We start from the raw sequence: 23,161 nt of genomic DNA, 5'->3' as shown, positions 1-23,161 counted from the left end.
GGCCCGGCCTCACCCGGCAATGAGTTGCGCCTGACGCAGGGCGAAGCGGTCCGTCATGCCGGCGATGTAGTCCACCAGCCCCCGCACCCAGGACGGGCGGTCATAGGGCATCTGCCGGATCGTCGGCATCGTCTCCAGCAGCGACGCGAAACGCCGTGGCAGGTCCGCCCCGGGGCCGGCATCCTCCCGCGCCAGCAGGGCCTCGCCGAAGGCGTCCAGCAGCGTGGTGATGGTGCGGGCGGCGACGATGTCCGTCTCGCAGCGCTGCTGGCCGCGGTAGATGCGGGTGTAGCTGATCTGCTCGATGGCCTGGAGTGCGGTCGCCCGCTCCGTCATGTGCAGGAGCGCCGGGCACGGCCTGCCCTGCATCAGTTCCGGCAGGCGCTCCAGGAACATCTCCGCGGCGTCATGGACAAGCCGGTCGATGGCGCGGGCGCGCAGGTAGATCAGCCGGCGGTCCTCGTCGTCGATCTCGTCATATTCCTGCCGGTCCACCACGACCAGCGGCGCCAGCAGGGATTCGGCGTCGGCGAAGCTCAGCATCCGCATCTTCACCGCGTCCTCGATATCGACGACGCGGTAGCAGGCATCGTCCGCCGCCTCCACCAGATAGGCGAGCGGGTGGCGGCACCAGGTATCGTCGCCGGTCGGGATCAGCCCGACCTCCTCCGCCATCTCCCGGAACAGCGCACGCTCGCTGCCGAAGAAGCCGTACTTGCGCGGGTGCGGCCGCGGACGGCCGTCATCACCGGGCGCGCTCCAGGGATACTTGCTGTAGGCCGCCAGCGTGGCGGCCGTGAGCTGCAACCCGCCCGTGGCCCGCCAGCCCTGGAGCCGGGTCAGCACCCGGAAGCCCTGGGCGTTGCCCTCGAAATGGCGCAGCTCGTTGCGCTGCTGCTCCGGCAGGCCGGACAGGATCTCGCGGCCCACGGCACTGCCCCGGAACCAGTCGGAGACGATGTCCTCGCCGGTATGGGCGAAGCAGGGCGTGCCCAGATCGTGGGCCAGTGCCGCCGCAGCCACGACATGGCCGATGTCGAAGGGGGTCGCCCCGACCTCCTCCCCGCCGTAGCGCTCCACGATCTCCCGCCCCGCCCAGGTGCCCAGCGAGCGTCCCACCCGGGCCGCCTCCATGGAGTGGGTCAGGCGGGAGCGGACATAATCGGAACCGCCGATGCCGTGGACCTGCTGCTTGTCCGACAGCCGGCGGAAGCTGGTGGAAAAGGTGATGCGGTCGATGTCGATCTCGAAGGCACTGCGATAGGGCAGCTCCGGATCGCGGACAGGCTTGGCGAGCCGCTTGCGCGACAGCAGGCTCTTCCAGCGCATCATGGCTGCCTCCTCGGGAGTGCCGGGTTCTCATCCGCGACCGGGGTACGGACCAGATCCGCCGGCCGCGCTTTGACGGAACGCAATTCGGCGCTTACATAGTCAGCGACAGTTTGTCCAGTAGCGACGAGACGGAACCGGCTCATGGCAACCCTGGCGACCCACGGACCCGCATCCCCCACCCCGCCCGCCGCCCCGTCCGGGCGGCGCGTTCTGCTGACGGCCAGTGCGGCCCGGCGGATCGCGCATCTGGCGCAGCAGGAGGGCAACCCCGCCCTGATGCTGCGCCTGTCGGTATCGGGCGGCGGCTGTTCGGGCTTCCAGTATGGCTTCTCCTTCGACGACAGCACGAACGACGACGACCATGTCTACGAGCGGGACGGTTCCCGCCTCGTGGTGGATGAGGTCTCGCTCGATCTGCTGGCCGGAGCGGAGGTCGATTATGTCGAGGATCTGATGGGCTCGGCCTTCCGGATCAACAACCCGAACGCCTCCTCCTCCTGCGGCTGCGGCTCCTCCTTCTCGCTCTGACCCCCTCAGCCCCTTCCTCTGCCCGTGCCGGCCGCAGTGCCGTCCCGGTCCCCGCGCCCTCAAGGAAGCGCCGTGAAGATCGCCACCTGGAACGTCAATTCCGTCAAGGCCCGCCTGCCCAACGTGCTGTCCTGGCTGAACGCCGCGGCCCCCGACGTGGTGCTGTTGCAGGAGATCAAGTGCGAGACGGCCTCCTTCCCGGCGCTGGAGTTCGAGCCGCTCGGCTACCGTGTCCACGCCGTCGGGCAGAAGAGCTACAACGGCGTGGCGATCCTCTCCCGGCTGCCGGTCGAGGATCTGATCGAGCGCCTGCCCGGTGAGCCCGAGGACGTTCAGGCCCGCTATGTCGAGGGCACGATCGGCGGTCTGCGCATCGCCAGCCTCTACCTGCCGAACGGCAACCCGGTGGGCTCGGAGAAGTACCCTTACAAGCTGCGCTGGATGGAGCGGCTCAAGGCGCATGTGGGGGAGCTTCTGGCGCGGGAAGTCCCCTTCGTCCTGGGCGGGGACTACAACGTCATCCCCGCGCCGGAGGACGTCTACGATCCGGAGGGCTGGAGCGGGGACGCCCTGTTCCGCCGGGAGACTCGGGAGAAGTTCCGCGAGATCCTGAATCTGGGCCTGACGGAGGCGTTCCGCGCGCTGCATCCCGCCGCCCGCCATGCCTACACCTTCTGGGACTACCAGGCGGGCGCCTGGCCGCGCGACCTGGGCCTGCGGATCGACCATTTCCTGTTGTCGCCGCAGGCGGCCGACCGGCTGGCCGGCTGTACCATCGACCGCAGCCCGCGCGGGCAGGAGAAGGCGTCCGACCACACGCCGGTCCTGCTCGACCTGGCCGACTGATCCGGAGCCGGGTTTTCAGGGGGCGTGCCAGGGGACGACACGGCAGTCGCAGGACGGGGCAGAGAGCATGGCGGACACGGGCGATCTTGAAGGGGGCTGTCTCTGCGGTGCCGTGCGCTACCGCATATCGGGCGCGATGGCGCCGACCGGCGTCGCCTACTGCCACTGCCGCACCTGCCGCCGCTCCTCCGGTGCGCCGGTGATGGCCTGGGCCACCTTCCCCGCCGCTTCCGTCTGGCTGACGCGGGGCGTACCGGCGGCCCATGCCTCCTCCCCGAAGGCGCTGCGCCAGTTCTGCCCCGCCTGCGGGACGCAGCTCTTCTTCGCCTACACGGAAGGCGAGCCGGAACTGGATGTCTCCCTGGGCAGCCTGGACGACCCCACGGCCCTGGTCCCCGCCTACCACATCTGGACCTCCAGCCGCCTGCCCTGGTTCGAGACGGCCGACAGCCTGCCCCGCCACGCCGACGACGGGCCGGACTGGTCCCCCTACCGGACCGATCCCTGATCCGTGGCGTCGGCCCGGGTTTCGCGCTAAACTGGTGCAGGACGTGACCGGCTGGAGATTTTCCATGTCCAGGGACTATGTCTTCGCCTTCTGGAACGTGGAGAACCTGTTCGACGTGGCCGATTCGCCCCGGCGGGAGGAGCGCATCCGCTCCCGCATCGCCCGGGAACTGGTGGGCTGGGACGAAGCGGTGCTGTCGCGCAAGCTGGCGCAGCTCGCCGCCGTCATCCCGATGCTGGGCGGCGGCCGCGGCCCGGACGTGCTGGGCGTGGCAGAGGTGGAGAACGCCCATGTGCTGGGCCGGCTGGCGGCAGCACTCGGCCCCGGCCGCGACTACGGGGTCGTCCATGCGGAGGGGCAGGACGGGCGCGGCATCGACGTGGCCCTGCTCTATGACCGGGCCCTGTTCACGGTGAACCGGGACGAGATCTTCTCCCGCTTCATCGTCCGCCGCTCGGCCACGCGCGACATCCTCCAGGCGACGCTGACCACGGTGGCCGGCGGCAACACGATCGTGGTGCTGGTGAACCACTGGCCCTCGCGCAGCGGCGGCGCGTATGAGAGCGAGCCCTACCGCATCATGGCCGGGGAGAGCCTGAGCTATTTCCACCAGCGCATCCTGGAGGAAAAGGGGCGCGACACCGCCATCCTGGCCATGGGCGACTTCAACGACGAGCCGTTCAACCGCTCGCTCCAGGACTATGCGCTGGCGACCCGGGCGCGCAGCAAGGCGACGCATCCGCAGAGCCAGTCCTTCTACAACCCGATGTGGCGCTTCCTGGGTTCGGCCGGCAGCTATGTCTATGACGGGGAGCCGAACGTGCTGGACCAGATCCTGGTCTCCCGCGGGCTGCTGCGCCGGGGGGCGCCGCTGACCGTGCGGGAAGAGACGCTGGCGATCGAGGCCTTGCCGGCCCTGCGCACCGCCAAGGGCGGCGGCCGGAAGTTCGGCCGCCCGTCGGAGCCGAAGAGCTACGATCCGGACGGCTATGCCGACCATTTCCCCGTGTCGGTGACCGTCAGCGAGGCGTGAGGCGGGGATTGTCCGCCGGGATCAGGGCCGATCCGCGACCGCGACCTGGAGGGCCGTGCCGCGCTCCAGGCAGGTTGCCAGTTCATGCGCCCGTTTCTCCCGGTTCTCGTCGCCCGGCCAGGCTGCCTGGACGGTCCGGGCGCAGGAGCCGAAGCCCGGATGCTCCGCCGTCGTTCGGTCGGCCGTACCGGCCGGAGTCCCGGCGCAGGCGGCCAGGGCCAGCAGGGCCGCGAAGGTGAGAAGACGTGCAAGGGGGCCGCGCATGGGAAGTGCCGCAGGTTGATGATGCGGCAGACCCTACGCGGCCCCGTTGGCCCGGTCAGTGCGCCCGGTCACAGGGGGATACCCGTCCCGTGGTGCCCCGTTCCGGTGCCCCCGTCAGGCGACCTTGACCGCGGCGTCGCCGCCGGTATGGCTGCCTTCCTGGGTGCTGTACTTGGACAGTTCCAGCTTGGCGATCTGGTTGCGGTGGACCTCGTCGGGGCCGTCCGCCAGCCGCAGGGTGCGCGCCCCGGCATAGGCGTAGGCGAGGCCGTGATCCTCCGTCACACCGGCACCGCCGAAGGACTGGATGGCCCAGTCGATCACCTTGCAGGCCATGTTGGGCGCCACGACCTTGATCATGGCGATCTCGGCCCTGGCAACCTTGTTGCCGACCGTGTCCATCATGTAGGCGGCCTTCAGCGTCAGCAGCCGGGCCTGGTCGATCAGCAGCCGCGATTCGGCGATGCGCTCCTGCCAGACGGTCTGCGCCGCCAGCGCCTTGCCGAAGGCGTTGCGGTTCAGGGTGCGGCGGCACATCCGCTCCAGCGCCCGCTCGGCCAGCCCGATCAGGCGCATGCAGTGGTGGATGCGGCCCGGCCCCAGGCGGCCCTGCGCGATCTCGAAGCCGCGCCCCTCGCCCAGCAGCATGTTCGACGCGGGCACACGGACGTCGCGGAAGACGATCTCGGCGTGGCCGTGCGGGGCATCGTCATAGCCGAACACGGGCAGCATGCGGCGCACGTCGATCCCGGGCGTGTCCATCGGCACCAGGATCATGGACTGCTGGCGGTGCCGGTCGGGGCTGTCCGGATCGGACTTGCCCATGACGATCAGCACCTTGCAGCGCGGATCGCCGGCCCCGCTGGTCCACCACTTGCGTCCGTTGATGACATAGTCGTCGCCGTCGCGGCGGATTTCGGTCCGGATGTTCGTCGCGTCGGAGGATGCGACCTCCGGCTCCGTCATGGCGAAGCCGGAGCGGATCGAGCCGTCCAGCAACGGCTCCAGCCAGCGCTTCTTCTGCTCCGGGGTGCCATAGCGGACCAGCACCTCCATGTTGCCGGTATCGGGGGCGGAGCAGTTGAAGACCTCCGGCGCCCAGTGCGACCGCCCCATGATCTCGCAGAGCGGGGCGTATTCCAGGTTCGTCAGCCCCGCCCCCAGCTCGCTTTCCGGCAGGAACAGGTTCCACAGCCCCTCGGCCTTGGCCTTCGCCTTCAGCTCCTCCAGCATCGGCACGGGCTGCCAACGGTCGCCGCTCTGCCCGACCTGGGCGAACAGCGTCGCCTCGTTCGGGTAGAGGTGCTCCGCCATGAAGCGGGAGAGCCTTTCCTGAAGGGCCTTGGTCTTGTCCGAGTACTCGAAATCCATGGAAGCGTTCCTCCGGTACCGTCATTGGCCGCATTTCCGCGGCAAATCCTGGGCCCGCCGCCGGGCGGGCCGCGGTCAGGATAGCGTCGGCCCGGACCCGCATGCCACCGGCTCCTGGCGACGCACCGCCCATCGGTTAACCCGACCTTGAGAGGGGGTTAAGGCAGGCACCGGAAACCGCATGGCTGCGGCCCGACTTCCCACAAAGTGTTGCTTGCGGACGGATACGGGACTGATAACGATTATGGGCTCCCCTCGCGGGGTAACCCTGGAGTCCCGCTCCGCCGATGACCGTCCCACGAACGCGCCGCGCGCCGCAGTCCGTTCCGCCCGTCCCCGTCATCACCCTCGACCCCCAACAGCCCCGCTCCCTCTATCCGGCCGCCTTCGCCCTGGGCGACGGCTACCCCACGGAAGAGGAATTCGCCGTCTCCCGCCGGGACGACGGCAAGGGCCTCGGCGTCTATGCCCGCCGGGCCTTCGCCCGCGGCCACCGCATCTGCCGGATCAGCGGCACCGTCGTTCACGCGGTGCGCCAGCACACCCTGCAGATCAGCCCGGACAGCCATCTCTACGACCCCTACTTCACCGGCTATCTGCTGCATTCCTGCGACCCGAACTGCTTTCTGGACATGCAGCGGTTCGAGCTGTGGGCGATCAAGGACATCGACCCCGGTGAGCCGCTGACCATGGACTACGCCAGTACCGAGGACGTGCTGTTCAAGCAGTTCCCCTGCCTGTGCGGCGCGCCCAACTGCCGGCGCTGGATCACCGGCCGGCGCGAGCCGATGCAGGCCCCCGCCATGGCCGAGTGAGGATAGCCGCCATGACCCCGGATGCCCTCGCGGCGACGTCCGCCGCGGCTCTTCCTTGCGCGCCCGCGCTCTGGTGGGAGCGGCCGGACCTGCGCTATGTCGGCCGCGACCTGCACCTCGCCGGCCGGAACCTCGCCGAACTGGCGCGGCAGGCCGGCACGCCGGCCTATGTCTATTCCGGCCCTCGGGTGCTGGAGAATCTGCGGCGGCTGAAGGCGGCGCTGGAGTCCACCGGACTGCCGCACGCCATCCGCTATGCCATGAAGGCGAACCGCCACGGCCCGCTGCTGACCTGGATGAAGGCGTCCGGCCTCTGCGGCATCGACGCCTGCTCCCCCAACGAACTGCGCTTCGCCGTGCAGTGCGGCTTCCGGCCGGAGGAGGTGTCCTACACCGCGACCTCCGTCTCGGAGGCCGACCTCGCCGTGCTGGCGCGGCATCCGGAGACCTGGGTCAACGCCGACAGCCTCTCCACCCTCCGGCGGCTGGCCGCCGTCAGCCCGGGGCGGGAGATCGGCATCCGGGTCAACCCGGCCCTGGGGGTGGGGTACGGGGAGAACCAGCTTCTCCGCTACAGCGGCGAGCGCACCTCCAAGTTCGGCATCTACCGCGACCGTTTCGAGGAGGCGCTGGCGCTGGCCGCATCCCACGGGCTCACGGTCCGGGGCATCCATTTCCATGTCGGCTGGGGCTATCTGAACGCCCAGCTTCCCGCCTGGGCGGAGGTGGTGCGCGAATGCCTCTGGTTCCTGGACCGGGTGCCGCAGGCGCGCCTCGTCAATCTGGGCGGCGGCCTGGGCGTGCCGCATGCGGCCGGCGACCGGCCGCTGGACCTGGAGGCCTGGGCCGCGGTGATCCGCGACAGCTTCGCCGGCCGCGGCATCGAGGTCTGGGTCGAGCCCGGCGACTATGTCGTCAAGGATGCGGGCGTGCTGCTGCTCCAGGCCAACACGGTGGAGCGCAAGCGCGCCACCACCTTCGTCGGCGTGGATGGCGGCTTCAATCTGGCGGTGGAGCCCGTGTTCTACCGCCTGCCCTGCGAGCCGGTGCCGGCCCGGCTGCACCAGGACCCGGCCCGCGCCTGGGCGGCGGATGCGCTGGCCCCCGTCAGCATCGCCGGCAACATCAACGAGGCGCTGGACCTCTGGGCCGAGGCCTTGCCCTTCCCGGCGGTGGAGGAGGGCGACGTGATCGCCTTCCTGAACGCCGGCGGCTACGCCGCGGCCATGGGCTCGAACCACTGCATGCGGGCACAGGCGAGCGAGCACCTGCTGCTCTGACCGCCCCCTGGGCACCCCTTAGGCGCGGCGGCCCCTCCCCGGCCCCCGCGACCGACGGCCCCGGATCAAGGCACGGAGAGACCGCCGGAGAGGACGCGGGTGAAAGCCACGGGGAACCCCCCGGCGCGCAAACACCCTTGCGAAGCCGCCGCGCTGCGGTTACCAGTTGGCCCAGCCGGATGGGTGGCCGAGCGGTTTAAGGCAGCGGTCTTGAAAACCGCCGTGGGTGCAAGCCCACCGTGGGTTCGAATCCCACCCCATCCGCCAGTTTTTCGCGCTGGAATGTTGATTTCACAGCAAAATCCGCTCCAGCACCCCCACAGTTTGCCTCACACTTTTCGGCGGATTGGCGCCGCTGTTGGCGGACATAGGTGGATTCTGATCCTCGTTCGCGCTTGACCCGGCCCCTGGGGCCGGCCTGCGTGATCGGCGGGTCCATCGACGGGAGGGGCAGTTGACGCTGGACCCGCAGTACCGCACCGCGGCCGAGACCGCAGCCCTGCTGGGCGTGACCGCCAAGGCGCTGCGGGTCTACGAGCGCCACGGGCTGGTGACGCCTGTCCGCACCGGGGCCGGGTACCGCACCTACGGTCCCGACCAGATGCGGCGGCTGCACCAGGTTCTGGCGCTCAGGTCGCTCGGCCTTCCCCTGGCCCGGATCGGCCGCTGCCTCGCCGGGCTGGGCGACGACCTGGGCCCGATCCTGGAGGCGCAGGAGAAGGACCTCCGGCAGCGCCTCGGCGCCCTGGAGTCCGCGCTTGCGCTGGTCGCCCGGGCCAGGGAGCGGCTGGCCGCCGGGCGCCCCCTCTCGATGGACGATCTCGTGACACTGACAAGGGAGATCGTCATGACCACTGCAACACCGGACTGGCGGGAGGGCCTCGCACTCCTCTTCGCCCGGCACTTCACCGCGGAGGAGCGGGAGACGCTGGCCGGCGCCGCGCCCGCGGCGTCCGTCGGGACCACGGATGCCGCGGAACGGGAGGCGCTGCTGATGGAGGCCCGGTCCATGCTCGGCCGGGACCCGGCCACAGCGGAGGCCATGGACCTGGCGCGCCGCTGGCGGGACCGGGCCGCCCGCTTCGTCGGCGGCGACAAGGACAAGCTCGACCGGATGCGGGCCGTCCTGGACGAGGCGCTGGCCGACCCCGCCCTCTCCCGGACGCTGCCCTGGCGCGAGGAGGTCGCGTTCATCCGCGCCGCCACGGAACGGCTGGAGGCGGCCGGGCGGTAGCCCCGGCCGACGGACGCGGCGGGGCACCAGCCGGGTGCTCCGCCGCGCCCCCCGTCCCCGTCCGCCGCTCCCGTCCGCCGGAGCGTGCCGGAGGACGGGAGACCAGCCCCCGCGCCCTCGACCGCCCCGGCCGGTCGCGGGGTGCCGCGCGCCTGCATGACTGTCGGCAGGCCCTGTCCCCGCGCGCGCACTTGTCTGCGGAGCCCGAGCACCGTACTACTGCCCCATGTCGACATGACGGGTTCCGGTCCGGTGACACGCGCCATCAATGCCAGCGGAAGCGCCGGTGACGCCGGGACGGCACTCGCACACCTGCGTGCGTGGTGCGCGGCCCTGCTCCTGGGCTTCGTCCTGGGACTGCCGGCCATGGGGCCCGGACCGCTGTCGCCGGCGCCGCACGGCAAGGCGTCCGGCGGCTCGGTCGGCGACGATGCCGGCGTCATCGCCCCCGACAAGGGAAGCCCGACCGTCGGGCCGCGGGTCGAGCGCAAGCAGTCCGCGACCGCGGCACCTCCAGCACCCCCTTTCCTCGTGCCGGCCACCCTCGTGCTCGAGCGTCCTTCCGGGCCGGCCGAGAGCGCCGGGCCGGAAGGCCATGAGCCCCGGCCGGCGCTGCCCGACAGCGTGCGGGCCCGCAGCCCGCCGCGCGGGGCCTGAGACGGATTTTCCATCGGAGGTCCGGTCCCCGGTCCGGCCCTCCCGCTTCCACGCCCTCCGCGCTGCGCCGCCTCCCGTCCGAACCGGCAGGCAGCGCTTCCGGGGGCAGCCAGCGTAACGGACCCATGCTCAACTTCTCCCCCCTGCGGACGGCGGTCGTGACCGCCATCTGCCTGCTCGGCGTGATCTTCTCGCTCCCGAGCCTGCTGCCGGCCGGCACACTCCCGGCCTGGCTGCCCTACCGCCACATCAATCTCGGCCTCGACCTCCAGGGCGGTTCCTACCTGCTGCTGCAGGTGGATGCCGACACTGTGCGGAAGGAGACCCTGTCCAGCGCCGGAGACCAGGCCCGCGCCCTGCTGCGCGACGCCGGCATCCGCCCGACGGGCGTCACCGCCGATGCCGACACGGTGACCGTCAGCTTCGCCGACGACGCCCAGGTGTCCCCCGCCGTCGCGGCGTTGCGGCCGCTGTGGGGTCCGATCGGTCCGGGCCAGCCCGGCGAGTTCGACGCCGCGGAGGCGCCGCGCGCCGTCCGCCTGACCCTGACGGAAGGCGGCTTCCAGGCGAAGATGGACCGCGTGGTCCAGCAGTCCCTGGAGATCGTGCGCCGCCGCATCGACGAGACGGGCGTCAACGAACCGATCGTCGCCCGCCAGGGCAGCGGCCGCATCCTGGTCCAGCTCCCCGGCGTCAGCGACCCCGGCCGGATCAAGCGGCTGCTGGGCCAGACCGCGAAGATGACCTTCCATCTCGTGGTCGATGACGCGACCCTCAACCCCGGATCGCCTCCGCCGCCGGGCACCGAATGGCTGCCGAACGCCGACCGTGGCGCCGGCGGCGGCCGCGTGCTGGTGCGCAAGCGCGTCGAGGTGGACGGCGCCACCCTGGTGGACGCCCAGCCGAGCGCCGATTCCCGTACCGGCCAGTGGGTCGTCAACTTCCGGTTCGACTCCATCGGCGCCCGCCGCTTCGGGGACATCACCAAGGACAATGTCGGACGTCTCTTCGCCATCGTGCTGGACGGCCGGGTGATCAGCGCCCCGCGCATCAACGAGCCGATCCTGGGCGGCCGGGGCCAGATCAGCGGCAGCTTCACCGCCCAGTCCGCGACCGAGCTGGCCGTGCTGCTGCGCGCCGGCGCGCTCCCGGCCCCGCTGACCGTGGTCGAGGAACGCTCCATCGGGCCCGAGCTGGGCGCCGAGAGCATCCGGGCCGGCCTGATCGCCTGCCTCGTGGGCTTCGTCCTGGTCGTGAGCTACATGGCCATGGCCTACGGGCGGCTGGGCTTCTATGCGAACGTCGCCCTCATCTTCAACCTGTTCCTCACGATCGCCGCGCTGTCGCTGCTGGAGGCGACGCTCACGCTGCCCGGCATCGCCGGCCTGCTGCTGACGCTCGGCATGTCGGTGGACGCGAACATCCTGATCAACGAGCGCGTCCGCGAGGAGGCGCGGCGCGGTCGGACGCCGCTGGCGGCGCTGGAGGCCGGCTTCTCGAAGGCCTACGCCACCATCACCGACAGCAATCTGACCACCCTGATCAAGATGATCATCCTCTATGCCGTGGGCACCGGGACGGTGAAGGGCTTCGCCGTCACGATCAGCCTCGGCATCATCACCTCCATGTTCACCGCCACCGTGGTGGCGCGGATGATCACGGCGCGCTGGTTCCGGCGCGTGAAGCCCAAGATCCTGAAAGTCGGGACCTGGCTGCGTCCGGCCCCCGACAACCTCAACATCTCCTTCATGCGCGGCCGCCACATCGGCATCGCCATGTCGGTCCTGCTGAGCGCCGCGTCGATCGCGCTGTTCGTGAAGCCCGGCCTCAACTACGGCATTGACTTCGCGGGCGGCATCGTCATCGAGGTGCGCACCCCCGAGGCGACCGACATCGACCGGCTCCGCGACGCCGTGTCCGGCATCGCCACCGGGTCGGTCGCGATCCAGGAGTTCGGCTCCCCGCGCGACACGCTGATCCGGTTGGAGCGCCAGGAGGGCGCCGAGGAGGCGCAGCAGCAGGTCGTGAAGACGCTGCAGGCGAAACTGGTCGAGATCTACCCCGGCCTGGAGATCCGGCGCGTCGAGGCGGTCGGCGCCTCCGTCAGCGCCGAGCTCTTCCAGAACGGCATGATCGCGCTCGGCCTCGCGGCCATCGCCATGCTGGCCTACATCACCTTCCGCTTCGAATGGCAGTTCGGCGTCGGCGCCGTCGTGACGATGATGCTGGACGTGACCAAGACCATCGGCTTCTTCGCGCTGACCGGAATCCAGTTCAACCTGACGGCCATCGCGGCGATCCTGACGATCATGGGTTACTCGATCAACGACAAGGTCGTCGTCTATGACCGTGTGCGCGAGAACCTGCGGCTCTACCGCAAGATGCCGCTGCGCGAGCTGATCGACCGCAGCATCAACGAGACGATGGGGCGCACCATCTCGACCAGCATCGCCATCTTCCTCGCCACGCTTCCGCTGGCCCTGTTCGCCGGCGAGGGGCTGCGGGAGTTTGCCTGGGTGCTGCTGTTCGGCGTGGTGCTGGCGACCTCGTCGTCCATCTTCATCGCGGCGCCGATCCTGCTGTATCTCGGCGAGAAGCGGCTGCGCCGGGGTCCGGCCGAGGATGCGGGCGGCACCCAGGTCGCGGACGGGGCGAAGTCGGCGGGCTGAGCCCCGCGCCTTGCCCTGACCGAAGAACCGCCCGCGGGAGCGCCCTGCTCCCGCGGGCGTCCTTCATCCGGGAGGCCGGCCCGGGACGGCGGCCGGTCCGGGGATGACCATTAGGAGAGACAGGAGAGCCGGAGATTTCCCGCGACTTCACGCGGGTGTATGCTCCGCGCTCCATGCATGGAGGTTGAGAGATGGGCGGTTTCAGTTGGCTGCACTGGGTGGTGGTGCTGGGCGTCGTCCTGGTCGTCTTCGGCGCCGGGAAGCTGCCGCGCGCCATGGGTGACCTTGCGAAGGGCATGAAGGCCTTCAAGCGCGAGCTCTCCAAGGACGACGAGACCCTGCCGGGGCCGTCCCAGACCCCGCCCCAGGCGTGACAGCGCCCCGGCGCGACCGGCGCGGGCATCGCCGCGCCGCCGGTCGCGCCGCGCAGGGGATGCCGCCGGGGGTGTCGTCAGCGGATCAGGGCCACGGCCAGGAAGCCGCCCACCAGCAGGATGACGAACAGGGTCGTGACCAGGGTCAGCCGCGTCTCGACGAAGGCCCGGATCGGTTCGCCGAACTTCCACAGCAATGCCGCGACCAGGAAGAACCGGACGCTGCGGGAGATTATGGACGCGGTGGTGAACTCCAGCAGGTCGAAGTGCAGGGCGCCGCTGGCGATGGTCAGCAGCTTGTAGGGGATCGGCGTCATGCCCTTGATCATGATGACCCAGGCGCCGTACTGGTCGAAATAGCCCTTGAGGCCCTCGTAGGCTGGCATCAGGCCGTAGGCGTCGAAGACGTGGCGGCCGACCCCGTCGAACAGGAAATAGCCGATGGCGTAGCCGAAGTAGCCGCCGACGACGGACGCCAGAGTGCAGACCCCGGCGAGCAGGAACGCCCGCTCCCGGCAGGCGAGTACCAGCGGAATCAGCATCACGTCGGGCGGGATCGGGAAGAAGGAGCTTTCGGCGAAGCTGACCGCAGCCAGGGCCCAGAGGGCATGAGGATGGGCGGCCAGACGCATCGTCCAGTCATAGAGCGGGCGGATCACGGACAACATGCCCCCAGAGGTCGCATTGCGGCGCAACCCTGCCTGTCCGGCGCACGCCACACAATGGTAAATCGCGCGCCGCAGGGGCGTCCGCCGCGCGCGGTTCCGGCGGACCGGGCCGCCCTTGACCCAGATCATTGGGAATTCCCGGCGCAGGGCGGACGGTTGCCTTACGTCCGAAATGGGTAGGGCGGGGTTTCTGCGGAGGACGGCGTGCCCCAGGCGGCAGCGAAGAAGGGCGGACGGACGGGCGGATTCCTGGCGACGACGGTGCTGGGCGTGCTGGCGACGGCGGCGCTGCTCTGGTTCGTGGTCGGCACCGGCGGCAGCGCCGTCTTCTTCTACAATGAGGAGGGGCTGGTCATCGTGGTCGGCGGCGTCGCCTGCGTGGCGCTGCTGGCCTTCCGCGGCGACGAGATCTGGCACGCGCTGGGCGCCCTGGCCTCGGTCGTGCGGGAACATGTCTCCATCGACGCCGACGTGGCGGAGCTGCTGGACGTCGCCCGGATGCTGCACGAGAAGCGGGTGAAGCTGGCGGAGGAGCGCGTGCGCACGGTGCGCAACCCGTTCCTGCGCCTGGGCCTCCAGCTCGTCGTGGACGACACCGACCTGGACGATCTGATGCATGTCCTGACCTGGCGCATCCAGAAACAGTCGGAACTGGACGCGGCGCAGTCGCGCGTCTTCCGTGTCCTGGCCTCCTTCGCGCCGGCCTTCGGCCTCTTGGGCACGCTGGCCGGCATGGTCGGCATGCTCAAGCAGCTCGGGTCCGGCGACATCGGCCTGATCGGCAACAGCATGGCCGTCGCCATGCTGGCCACGCTCTACGGGCTGATCCTGGCGAACCTCGTGTTCAAGCCCATCGCCATCAAGCTGGAACAGCGCTCCGCCCGGCGGGTGGCGATGATGAACGTGCTGATGGACGGCGTGGTGCTGACCCGGCTGGGCCGCTCGCCCCTGGTGATCGAGGACCTGCTGCGCACCTATCTCCGCGACGGCGACGGGGTCCATCGTGCCGTCTGAGACCGACGAGCCCCGGCGCGGGTCGCGGCGGGAGAACCGCCGCGGCCGCGGCCTGCGCACCACCCCGCCGCCGGCGGCTCCGGCGGCGCAGGAGGAGTCGGAGGAGTGGGTGATCAGCTACATGGACATGGTCACCCTGCTGATGACCGTGTTCCTGGGCATGATCGCCATCCTGGGCATGCAGGGCCGCCTCGCCCCGCCCGAACCGGGACCGGAGACGGCCGGGGGCGAAGCCCAGACGGCGGCCCAGGCGGCAGAGCCCGTGCCGCCGCCGGCCCGCACCGTGCTGGCCGACCAGACGGCCCCGGCGGCGCTCGCCCCGGCCCCGGTCACCCTGGCCCCCAGCCTGCCCGGCCCCGCGCCCACGGTGCCGATGGCCGGCTTCCCCGAGACGGGAACGGCGGGCGAGGAGACGAGCGCGGCACCGGCGACGCCGGACGGGCCGCCCCCGCCGCCCCTGTCGCCCGCGGCCCGGGCGTGGCTCCAGGCGCTGGAGGCGGCCGGGCTGCCGCCGGATGTCGGCTTCACGGTGGAGGACCGGCGGATCGCCATCGAACTGCGCGACCGCGTGCTGTTCCGCTCCGGCTCCGCCGCACTGGAGACGGCGGGCACGGCGGTGCTGGACCGGCTGGTGCCCATGCTGGCGCGGATGCCGGGGACGATCACGGTGGAGGGGCACACCGACCCCGTCGCCATCGCCACCACCCGCTTCCCGTCGAACTGGGAACTGTCCGCCGCCCGCGCCGCCGCCGTGGTCCGCCACCTTGTCGCGGCGGGCGTGCCGGCGCAGCGCCTGCGCGCCACCGGCCTTGCCGACAGCCGGCCGCTCACCACCGACCCGGCCCGCTGGGCGATGAACCGCCGGGTGGAGATCGTCATCGACGGCGCGCCGGCTTCCGGGGACACCACCACCCCCTGATCGGGCGGACATCCCCACAGAGGGCCGAGGGCTTCTTCGCCATCGCTTCTTGACGGCATCGGGGAGCCTTCCCATCTAGGCCGTCTGTCAGGATCCGGGCCCCTCTGGCGACTTAGACGTGGTCGTGATGTCGGATCCCTTCACCTGCCTTGCGCCGACGGGCGCGACTGCACCTGGAGGGACTTGATGGCGTTTCCGCCCGGCACCCGCAGACCCTGAGCCCCGGCGCCGTTCGCGGCACCGCCTCCGGACGCCCCTTCCCCTGACCTGATCTTCGTCCGCCGCCCGTCCGGCACCGGCCTGCGCCGTGTGCCCCGGACAGACGTTCTGCGGGCCTTCTCTGGAGACATCCATGGACCATACCGAACGCCAGATCATCGACGAGCTGTTCACCAAGCTGCGCCAGGCCGAGGCGCAGTCCGGTCCCCGCGACGCCGAAGCCGAGGCGCATATCCGCGACCAGATCGCGCGCCAGCCGGCCGCCCCGTACCTGATGGCACAGGCCATCGTGATGCTGGAACAGGCGCTGGCGACGGCGCAGACCCGCACGGAGGAACTGGAGCGCCAGCTCCGCGAGCGCCCCGCCAGCACGGGCGGCATCTTCGGCGGCCTGTTCGGGGGCGGGCCGAAGCCGCCGCCGGCACCCGTGCCGCAGCGTCAGGCCGGCTCGCCCTGGGGCCAGCCCGCCACGCCTTCCTACGGCGATCCGCGCGTCGCCGCCTATGCCAACCCCAATGCCATGGGCGCCACCGCGATGGGCCGCCCGGGCGGCGGCTTCATGGCGGGGGCCTTGCAGACGGCCATGGGCGTCGCCGGCGGCATGCTGCTGGGCAACGCGCTGGCGAGCGCCTTCTCCGGCGGCGAGGCCATGGCGCAGGAGGCCGTGAACGAGGTTCTCCCGCCGGCGGAGGACACCCCGCCCGAGGAACCGGCCGCCGACGAGGCGGGCTGGGATGACGGCGGCTTCGACGACAGCGGCTTCGACGATATCTGACCGGCCGCTCCCGCAGGAGACGGGCACCCGACGGTCGGGATCGTTCCCGGCCGCCGGGTTCCGGCCCGTCAGTCCTCCGCCATGGCCGGGGAGCGGCCGTACTCCCGGTACGATCGCGCCCCGCCGTCGCCGCTGTCGCGGTCTGTGCCGCGCTGGTGCCCCAGGGAGGGACGGCCATCCGGATCGCCGGACAGGGCGCTGCGCACCGGGCAGCGGCCGTAATAGCCGCCCAGGGTCAGGTAGGCGCCGCCGGCGAGCGCCAGCACGTTCAGCAGCGGGTTCGGCCGGGGCTTCGTCGCCGCAGCGGCCAGTCCCAGGCCACCGACGACGTACAGGGCCCGCTCGCCGAACGACAGGTTCGGCGCACCGCCGAACAGCGGTTCGATCAGGGACGGCATCTCGCTCATCATGCTCTCCTTCCGGGGGACCCGCGTCGGGGCTCCTCCGGCGAACGCCTGGTCCTCCGGATGGTTCCGACCAGGAAGGCGCCGGACCACCGGCATCTCATGGCCGGGGTCCTGTGGCGTCCCTGCCCTTGCCCGGCGGCGCTCCGCCCGTCTAGCCTCGGCGGCAGGCCGGCAGCGTGACCGGCGACCGGACCAGGGACCAACGGGCATGCCTCTCGACCTCACCCGCCGCAGCTTCCTGCGCGGCACCGCCGCCGTCGCACTGACCGCCGCCACCGGCCTGCCCGGGCGAGCGCGCGCGGCGGACGATCCCCGGCTCGCCGCCTTCTTCGAGGAGACCTGGGCCGAGCAGATGGCCCGCAGCCCGGAGAGCCAGACCTATCTGCGCTGGCCCGGCGCGGGCAACGACCGCTGGGATGACGTCTCCGACGCCGTGGCCGACGAATCCGCGGCCCTGGTCCGGACCCGGCTGGAGCAGCTCCGGGCGCTGGCCGGGTCCGCGGACCTGTCCCCGGCCGACCGGCTGAACGTGCGGCTCTACGACCATGCCGCCCGGCAGGCGCTGGAGGACCACCGCTGGCGGCTGCACGACTATCCGCTGGAGCATTTCTACGGCCGCCACCTGTCCTTCCCGGCCATGCTGACGGACATCCAGCCGATCCGGAACCGGGCCGACGTGGACGCCTGGATGGCGCGGGTGCGCGCCCTGCCCGCGGCCGTGGACCAGACCATCGCCATGGCGGAGACACGGGCGGCCCTGGGCGCCATCCCGCCGAAATTCTCCGTCCTGAAGTCGCTGGGCGCCATCCTGGGAACGCTGGAGGGCGCGCCCTTCGACGGCAGCGCCACGGACTCGTCGCTGCTGGCGGACATCCGCAAGGACATCGCCGCCCTGGACCTGCCCCCGGCGGAGAAGGACACCCTCCTGGCGGCGGCCAGGACGGCGCTGGCGGAGTCCTTCGGCCCGGCCTACCGCCGGCTGGCCGACTATGTGGAGGCCCTGCACGGCCGGGCGGACGAGAATGACGGCGTCTGGAAACTGCCGGAGGGCGACGCCTACTACCGCGCCTGCCTGAAGCGGCACACCACGCTGGACCTGTCCCCGGACGAGGTGCACGAGACCGGCCTGCGCGAGGTGGCGCGCATCCACCGCGACATGCACGCCATCATGGCGCAGACCGGCTTCACCGGCAGCCTCCAGGACTTCTTCCGGTTCCTGCGCGACGACCCGCGCTTCTACCTGCCCGGCACGCCGGAGGGGCACGACGCCTATCTCGCGGAGGCGCGGCGGGTGCTGACCGAGGTGGAGGCGGCGCTGGACGGACAGTTCGGGATCAAGCCGAAGGCCCGCGTGAGCGTGCAGCGCTTCGACCCGTACCTGGAAGGCAGCCGTGCCATCGCCCAGTACGGGCCGGGAACGCCGGACGGTTCGCGCCCCGGCATCTACTACGTCAACTTCTCCAACATGAAGGAGATGCCCCTCTACCAGCTCGAAGTGCTGGCCTTCCACGAGGCGATCCCGGGTCACCACCTCCAGATCTCCATCGCGCAGGAGCTGACCGATCTGCCGGCCTTCCGCCGCTTCGCCTCCCCCACCGCCTATGTCGAGGGCTGGGGCCTCTACAGCGAGCGGCTGCCGAAGGAACTGGGCTTCTACAAGGACCCCTACGCCGATTTCGGCCGCCTCTCCTTCGAGCTGTGGCGGGCGATCCGGCTGGTCGTGGACACCGGCATCCATGCCCGGCGCTGGACGCGGGAGCAGGCGACCGACTACTTCGTCGCCAACTCCTCCTTCGCGCGGGAGACGGCCGCGCGCGAGGTGGACCGCTACATCGCCATTCCCGGCCAGGCCTGCGCCTACATGATCGGAATGCTGAAGATCCTGGACCTGCGGGAGAAGGCCCGGACCGCGCTGGGCGGGCGCTTCGACATCCGCGCCTTCCACGACACGGTGCTGCGGAACGGGGCGGTGCCGCTGGCGATCCTGGAAGAGATCGTGGACGACTGGATCGCCGCGACCAAGGCGTGAACCGTCGGGCGGCGGCGCGGGCCGCCGCCCCTCACGGCACGCGGGAATAGCGGGCCGCGGCCTCGCTGCGATCGACCATGACGATGGTGTAGGGCGAGGTCAGCATCTGCGCCCGGGCGCCGCCGGGCGGCGGCTCCGTCTCGCGGTAGCGCACCAGCAGGCGGTCGCGCTGCCCCGGCCGGCGCTCCAGCCGGACATCGACGATCTCCACCCCGTAGCCCGTGGTCGTCCGCGTGCCGAGGAAGACCGCCAATGCCATCAGCCGGTCCGGCAGCTTCGCCGGGGCCGGCTGGCCGACCAGATCCCAGAGCGCCCGCCACTCGGCCTCCGTCCGGGCGACCAGGAAGCCGGCGCTCTGGGCGTTGCTGACGGCTCCCGTCCAGGAGCCGCGGCCGACCAGACCGGGAGAGGCGATGTCCCGCATCTCCGCCATCACCGCCGGGGGAGGCTCGCCGGCCAGCCAGTTGGTGGCCGAGGCGCACCCGGTCAGGCTTCCGGTCAGCAGCAGGCAGAGCGCCGGCAGCGGCGCCCGCCGGCCCTCATTCCGCAGCGGCACGCGCATCTTCCCGCGGCAGGGCCGTCTCCACCAGGAGCGCCCAGTAGCTGGCACCGATGGGCAGGATCTCGTCGTTGAAGTCATAGCGCGCATTGTGAAGCATGCAGCCGAGCGCCGAGCCGCCCTGGCCGATCCAGGCATAGCTGCCCGGCCGTTCGTTCAGCATGAAGGCGAAATCCTCCGCCCCCATGCTGGGTCCGACATCGCGCAGCACCCGCTCGGTCCCCAGCAGCGTCGCCGCCACCGCGGCGGACAGCTCGCTGGGATCGGCGGCGTTGATGGTGGGCGGATAGCCGGCGATGTAGTTCAGCGACGCCTCGGCGCCGAAGGCGGCCGGCAGCGTGTCCACGATCCGGCGCAGGCCGGACTCCAGCAGGGTGCGGACCTCGTTGGTCAGGGCGCGGACGGTGCCGCGCAGCACCACCTCGCCCGGGATGACGTTGAAGGCGCTGCCCGCCTGGATCTGGGTGACGGAGACGACACCGGCTTCCGTGGGGCTGACATTGCGGCTGACCAGGGTCTGGATCGCCAGCACCATCTGGGCCGCGACCACGACGGGGTCCACGGTATGGTGCGGCAGGGCGGCGTGGCCGCCGTGCCCCGTGACCGTGATCTCGAACTTGTCGGCGCCGGCCATCACCGGGCCGCTGCGGACCGCCATGCGTCCCGGTTCCAGCTCCGGCCAGTTGTGCAGGCCGAAGACCATGTCGCACGGGAAGCGCCGGAACAGCCCCTCCTCCACCATGCGCTTGCCGCCGCCGGCCCCTTCCTCCGCCGGCTGGAAGATGAAATGCACGGTGCCGTCGAACCGCCGCGTCTCGGCCAGATACTTTGCGGCCCCCAGCAGCATGGTGGTGTGGCCGTCGTGACCGCAGCCATGCATCTTGCCCGGCACGGTGGAGCGGTGGGCGAAGCCGTTGCCCTCCTCCATCGGCAGGGCATCCATGTCGGCGCGCAGCCCGATCGAGCGCCCGGTGGGTCCGCCGGCACCATGCAGGACGCCGACGACGCCGGTACCCGCGATGCCGCGGTGGACCTCGATCCCCCATTCCTCCAGCTTCGCGGCGACGGTGGCCGAGGTCCGGTGTTCCTCGAAGGCGATTTCCGGATGGGCGTGGAAGTCCCGGCGCCACGCGGTCATCTCGTCATGGAACTCGGCAATGCGGTTCAGGATCGGCATCGGGATCGGTTCCTGGGGCCTCGCGGACAGAAGCGCGCACCCTATCAGATGGTACGCCGCCACACTACCCGCCAGCAGGCGAAAACCGGAGGGAATCCGGCCTGTCACGGCCGGCCTGTCTCAACGCCCCGCCGTCTCCAGCGGCAGCACGACGGCGACCCGCAGCCCCCCTTCCGGCCGGTTCGACAGCCGGATCTCCCCGCCATGGGCGCGGACCACGTCGTTGGCGACGGACAGGCCCAGCCCGGTCCCGCCGGTATCGCGGGAGCGCGACGCCTCCAGCCGGTAGAACGGACGGAACACGTTCTCCATCTCCGCCTCCGGAATGCCCGGACCGTGATCGTCGATGGTGACGACGACGCTCTCCCCCGTGCAGGTCAGGGCGACCTCCGCGGCACCGCCGTACTTCACGGCGTTGTCCATCAGGTTGCCCAGGGCGCGTTTCAGCGCGGTGCGCCGGCCCATGATCCGCACCGGGCGGGCGGGCGGGAGCAGGCCGACGGGGTGCCCGGCCTCACGGGCGGACTCGGCCAGCTTGGCCACCAGTGAACCGAGATCCAGCGGCTCGATCGCCTCCTGGCTCGCCTCTTCGCGGGCGAAGGCCAGCGTGGCGCCGATCATGGCCTCCATCTCCTGGAGGTCCTCCAGCATCTTCTCGCGCACCGTGTCGTCGTCGATGAACTCGGCGCGCAGGCGCATGCGGGTCAGCGGCGTGCGCAGATCGTGGCTGATCGCCGCCAGCATGCGCGTACGGTCCTCCACGAAGGCCTTGAGCCGTCGCTGCATCTTGTTGAAGGCGCTGGCGGCGAGCCGCACCTCGCGCGGGCCGGCCTCGTCCAGCGACGGCGCATTCATGTCCACGCCCAGCCGGTCGGCGGCGGCGGCGAAGCGGCGCAACGGCCGCGTCGTGAAGCCCAGAACCCAGGCCGAGAGCAGGATGGCGACGGCGGCGCTGCCGGCCAGCGACGCCAGGAAGCCCGGTTCGCGCAGGGCGTCCGTCGCCGTCACCGGGGCGTAGAACTTCATCCAGGTGCCGTCCTTCATCTGGCGGCTGACCTGGATCGTCTTCGGCTCCGGCGGCGGGGTCGTGACCAGCCCGAACGGCGGCACGGAGATGGCCGGGGAAATGTCCCGCTTGGGCAGGCTGCTGCGCTCGTAGACGTCCAGCACCACCTCGTGACCGGCGTTGGTGCGGATCGTCACCTGCCGTTCCTTGAGGTTGCGCAGGATCATCGAGCGCACCTCGGGCGGCTGCTCCTCGATGGCGCCGACCATGCCGTCCAGGCAGTTGGCGAGCTGCCCCCCTTCCGCGTCGGCCACGGCCTCGGCCCTGTCCGTGCGGTAGAGGCCGAGCGCGATGGCCTGCGACAGCAGGATGCCGCCGACCAGCACGGCGAAGATCGAATAGGACATCCGATCCGTCAGCGCTCTCATTGCTGGGTCACCTCGGGCGAGAAGATGTAGCCGCCGGAACGGACGGTCTTGATGATGGCCGGGTCGGCGGGATCGGGCTCGATCTTCCGCCGCAGCCGGCTGATCTGCACGTCGATGGAGCGGTCGAACGGTCCGGCCGAGCGCCCGCGGGTGATCTCCAGCAGGTCATCGCGGGAGAGCACCCGGCGCGGCCGCGTCGCCAGTGCCACCAGCAGCTCGTATTCGCCGGCGGTCAGCGTCACCTCCGCCCCCTGCGGGTCGGTCAGCCGGCGCTGCGCCTGATCCAGCACGTAGCCGCAGAAGGCCAGCGCCCCGGCGCCGTTGACGGGCGTTGCGCCGGGCGTCTGCACCCGGCGCAGCACCGCCTTGATGCGGGCCACCAGTTCGCGCGGGTTGAAGGGCTTGGGCAGGTAGTCGTCGGCGCCGATCTCCAGCCCCAGGATGCGGTCCGCATCCTCCCCCATGGCGGAGAGCATGACCACCGGCGGACCGCCGTCGGCGCGGATGGCGCGGCAGAGCGACAGTCCGTCCTCGCCCGGCAGCATCAGGTCCAGCACGACCAGGTCGATGTTCCGGTCCGCGAGATACCGGCGCATCTCCTGCCCGTCCTTGGCCGCGGTGACACGGTAACCGTGCCGGGCCAGATACCGGGTCAGGAGATCGCGGATCTCGCGGTCGTCATCCACGATGAGAAGATGCAGGGATTCCGTCATGGCCCGATAGTACCGCCGCGCCGAAGGGGTGCCGACAGACGAGTTGTTACCACAGCGTAACGCCGGGCCGTCCGGGAAACGAACTGTTTCAAATCCCGCCACCGCCCGACAAACACCAGCAAAGCCCGGGTGCTTAGCTTTCCCTGTCACGGTGACCGCCCTCCCTTCCCCACCCGGGAGCGGCCGCCGTGCCAGAGCTTCCGCCGGACTGCCCCGTCCGGCGGAGACGGGGGGCGGCCAACCCCGGTCAGCCGGCCGCCCCTCACCCCGATCCGGCGGGCGGCCCCTCCCGCATGGCCGCCCGCCGGTATCGACCCGCCCCGACGGGTTCCCGCC

Annotated in this window: 23 protein-coding genes and 1 tRNA gene; 15 read left to right on the top strand and 9 right to left on the bottom strand. The window is 71.1% G+C overall.

Going from position 1 to position 23,161, the window contains the following annotated elements:
• Positions 1–9 precede the first annotated feature (9 nt).
• Positions 10–1,332, bottom strand: a complete 1,323-nt coding sequence (dgt, locus tag RC1_RS04860; RefSeq protein ID WP_012566236.1) for a dGTP triphosphohydrolase — start codon at positions 1,330–1,332, stop codon at positions 10–12.
• A gap of 141 nt (positions 1,333–1,473) precedes the next feature.
• On the opposite strand from dgt, the gene erpA reads away from it, so the two are divergent.
• From erpA to RC1_RS04840, 4 genes are all read left to right on the top strand, one after another.
• Positions 1,474–1,860, top strand: coding sequence for an iron-sulfur cluster insertion protein ErpA (gene erpA / locus RC1_RS04855; protein WP_012566235.1), 387 nt, complete (start codon positions 1,474–1,476; stop codon positions 1,858–1,860).
• A 72-nt stretch (positions 1,861–1,932) separates the two neighbouring features.
• The gene (locus RC1_RS04850) at positions 1,933–2,706 is read left to right on the top strand and encodes an exodeoxyribonuclease III (protein WP_012566234.1); all 774 of its coding nucleotides are present in this window, start codon (positions 1,933–1,935) and stop codon (positions 2,704–2,706) included.
• 67 nt (positions 2,707–2,773) lie between these two features.
• On the top strand, positions 2,774–3,214 hold the full coding sequence (locus RC1_RS04845; protein ID WP_012566233.1) for a GFA family protein: 441 nt from the start codon (positions 2,774–2,776) through the stop codon (positions 3,212–3,214).
• 64 nt (positions 3,215–3,278) lie between these two features.
• Entirely contained in the window at positions 3,279–4,247 is a 969-nt protein-coding gene (locus tag RC1_RS04840; RefSeq protein ID WP_012566232.1) for an endonuclease/exonuclease/phosphatase family protein, read from the top strand.
• 21 nt (positions 4,248–4,268) lie between these two features.
• Here RC1_RS04840 and RC1_RS04835 read toward each other — a convergent pair whose 3' ends face one another.
• Entirely contained in the window at positions 4,269–4,511 is a 243-nt protein-coding gene (locus tag RC1_RS04835; RefSeq protein ID WP_012566231.1) for a hypothetical protein, read from the bottom strand.
• 114 nt (positions 4,512–4,625) lie between these two features.
• A complete protein-coding gene (locus tag RC1_RS04830) occupies positions 4,626–5,882 on the bottom strand; it encodes an acyl-CoA dehydrogenase (RefSeq protein ID WP_012566230.1) in 1,257 nt (418 codons plus the stop codon).
• Between the two features lie 287 nt (positions 5,883–6,169).
• On the opposite strand from RC1_RS04830, the gene RC1_RS04825 reads away from it, so the two are divergent.
• The 7 genes from RC1_RS04825 (at position 6,170) to tatA (ending at position 12,911) form a co-directional block, all read left to right on the top strand.
• Positions 6,170–6,697: an SET domain-containing protein-lysine N-methyltransferase gene (locus RC1_RS04825; RefSeq protein WP_012566229.1), complete on the top strand. Its 528-nt coding sequence runs from the start codon at positions 6,170–6,172 to the stop codon at positions 6,695–6,697.
• A gap of 11 nt (positions 6,698–6,708) precedes the next feature.
• Complete coding sequence (locus tag RC1_RS04820) at positions 6,709–7,977, top strand: diaminopimelate decarboxylase (RefSeq protein WP_012566228.1); 1,269 nt, start codon at positions 6,709–6,711, stop codon at positions 7,975–7,977.
• A gap of 177 nt (positions 7,978–8,154) precedes the next feature.
• Positions 8,155–8,244, top strand: a tRNA-Ser gene (locus tag RC1_RS04815).
• Positions 8,245–8,431: 187 nt separating this feature from the next.
• The gene (locus RC1_RS04810) at positions 8,432–9,211 is read left to right on the top strand and encodes a MerR family transcriptional regulator (protein ID WP_012566227.1); all 780 of its coding nucleotides are present in this window, start codon (positions 8,432–8,434) and stop codon (positions 9,209–9,211) included.
• A gap of 234 nt (positions 9,212–9,445) precedes the next feature.
• On the top strand, positions 9,446–9,868 hold the full coding sequence (locus tag RC1_RS04805; RefSeq protein WP_041785135.1) for a hypothetical protein: 423 nt from the start codon (positions 9,446–9,448) through the stop codon (positions 9,866–9,868).
• A gap of 125 nt (positions 9,869–9,993) precedes the next feature.
• Positions 9,994–12,537 carry a protein translocase subunit SecD gene (gene secD / locus RC1_RS04800; RefSeq protein WP_012566225.1) on the top strand — a complete coding sequence of 848 codons (2,544 nt, stop codon included), beginning with the start codon at positions 9,994–9,996 and terminating at the stop codon, positions 12,535–12,537.
• A 191-nt stretch (positions 12,538–12,728) separates the two neighbouring features.
• Complete coding sequence (gene tatA / locus RC1_RS04795; protein ID WP_012566224.1) at positions 12,729–12,911, top strand: twin-arginine translocase TatA/TatE family subunit; 183 nt, start codon at positions 12,729–12,731, stop codon at positions 12,909–12,911.
• Positions 12,912–12,988: 77 nt separating this feature from the next.
• Here the strand turns inward: tatA and RC1_RS04790 are convergent, their stop codons facing one another.
• Complete coding sequence (locus tag RC1_RS04790) at positions 12,989–13,579, bottom strand: YqaA family protein (RefSeq protein WP_012566223.1); 591 nt, start codon at positions 13,577–13,579, stop codon at positions 12,989–12,991.
• Between the two features lie 204 nt (positions 13,580–13,783).
• On the opposite strand from RC1_RS04790, the gene RC1_RS04785 reads away from it, so the two are divergent.
• The 3 genes from RC1_RS04785 (at position 13,784) to RC1_RS04775 (ending at position 16,506) form a co-directional block, all read left to right on the top strand.
• Positions 13,784–14,593 (top strand): motility protein A, encoded by an 810-nt coding sequence (locus RC1_RS04785; RefSeq protein ID WP_012566222.1) that lies wholly within the window; start codon positions 13,784–13,786, stop codon positions 14,591–14,593.
• Positions 14,583–15,512 (top strand): OmpA family protein, encoded by a 930-nt coding sequence (locus RC1_RS04780; protein WP_012566221.1) that lies wholly within the window; start codon positions 14,583–14,585, stop codon positions 15,510–15,512. Before RC1_RS04785 ends, RC1_RS04780 begins: the two co-directional genes overlap by 11 nt.
• Before the next feature lie 352 nt (positions 15,513–15,864).
• The gene (locus RC1_RS04775; protein ID WP_012566219.1) at positions 15,865–16,506 is read left to right on the top strand and encodes a DUF2076 domain-containing protein; all 642 of its coding nucleotides are present in this window, start codon (positions 15,865–15,867) and stop codon (positions 16,504–16,506) included.
• 68 nt (positions 16,507–16,574) lie between these two features.
• Here the strand turns inward: RC1_RS04775 and RC1_RS21960 are convergent, their stop codons facing one another.
• Complete coding sequence (locus RC1_RS21960; protein WP_202795562.1) at positions 16,575–16,916, bottom strand: hypothetical protein; 342 nt, start codon at positions 16,914–16,916, stop codon at positions 16,575–16,577.
• Positions 16,917–17,121: 205 nt separating this feature from the next.
• Between RC1_RS21960 and RC1_RS04765 the strand changes: the two genes are divergently transcribed.
• Positions 17,122–18,942: a DUF885 domain-containing protein gene (locus tag RC1_RS04765; RefSeq protein WP_012566217.1), complete on the top strand. Its 1,821-nt coding sequence runs from the start codon at positions 17,122–17,124 to the stop codon at positions 18,940–18,942.
• 31 nt (positions 18,943–18,973) lie between these two features.
• On the opposite strand, the gene RC1_RS19910 is transcribed toward RC1_RS04765, so the two are convergent.
• The 4 genes from RC1_RS19910 to RC1_RS04745 form a co-directional block, all read right to left on the bottom strand.
• Entirely contained in the window at positions 18,974–19,498 is a 525-nt protein-coding gene (locus tag RC1_RS19910; RefSeq protein ID WP_184446418.1) for a protease complex subunit PrcB family protein, read from the bottom strand.
• A complete protein-coding gene (locus RC1_RS04755) occupies positions 19,482–20,678 on the bottom strand; it encodes a M20 aminoacylase family protein (protein ID WP_012566215.1) in 1,197 nt (398 codons plus the stop codon). The genes RC1_RS19910 and RC1_RS04755 overlap by 17 nt, the downstream gene beginning before the upstream one ends.
• 120 nt (positions 20,679–20,798) lie before the next feature.
• Positions 20,799–22,091 (bottom strand): ATP-binding protein, encoded by a 1,293-nt coding sequence (locus tag RC1_RS19905; protein WP_234703831.1) that lies wholly within the window; start codon positions 22,089–22,091, stop codon positions 20,799–20,801.
• A 17-nt stretch (positions 22,092–22,108) separates the two neighbouring features.
• Positions 22,109–22,825, bottom strand: a complete 717-nt coding sequence (locus tag RC1_RS04745; protein ID WP_012566213.1) for a response regulator — start codon at positions 22,823–22,825, stop codon at positions 22,109–22,111.
• Positions 22,826–23,161 lie beyond the last annotated feature (336 nt).

The sequence above is a fragment of the Rhodospirillum centenum SW genome, from assembly GCF_000016185.1.
GTDB classification, from domain to species: Bacteria; Pseudomonadota; Alphaproteobacteria; order Azospirillales; family Azospirillaceae; genus Rhodocista; species Rhodocista centena.
Note: the sequence above shows the minus strand (reverse complement) of the source record. Positions and strands in the feature narration are given on the sequence as shown.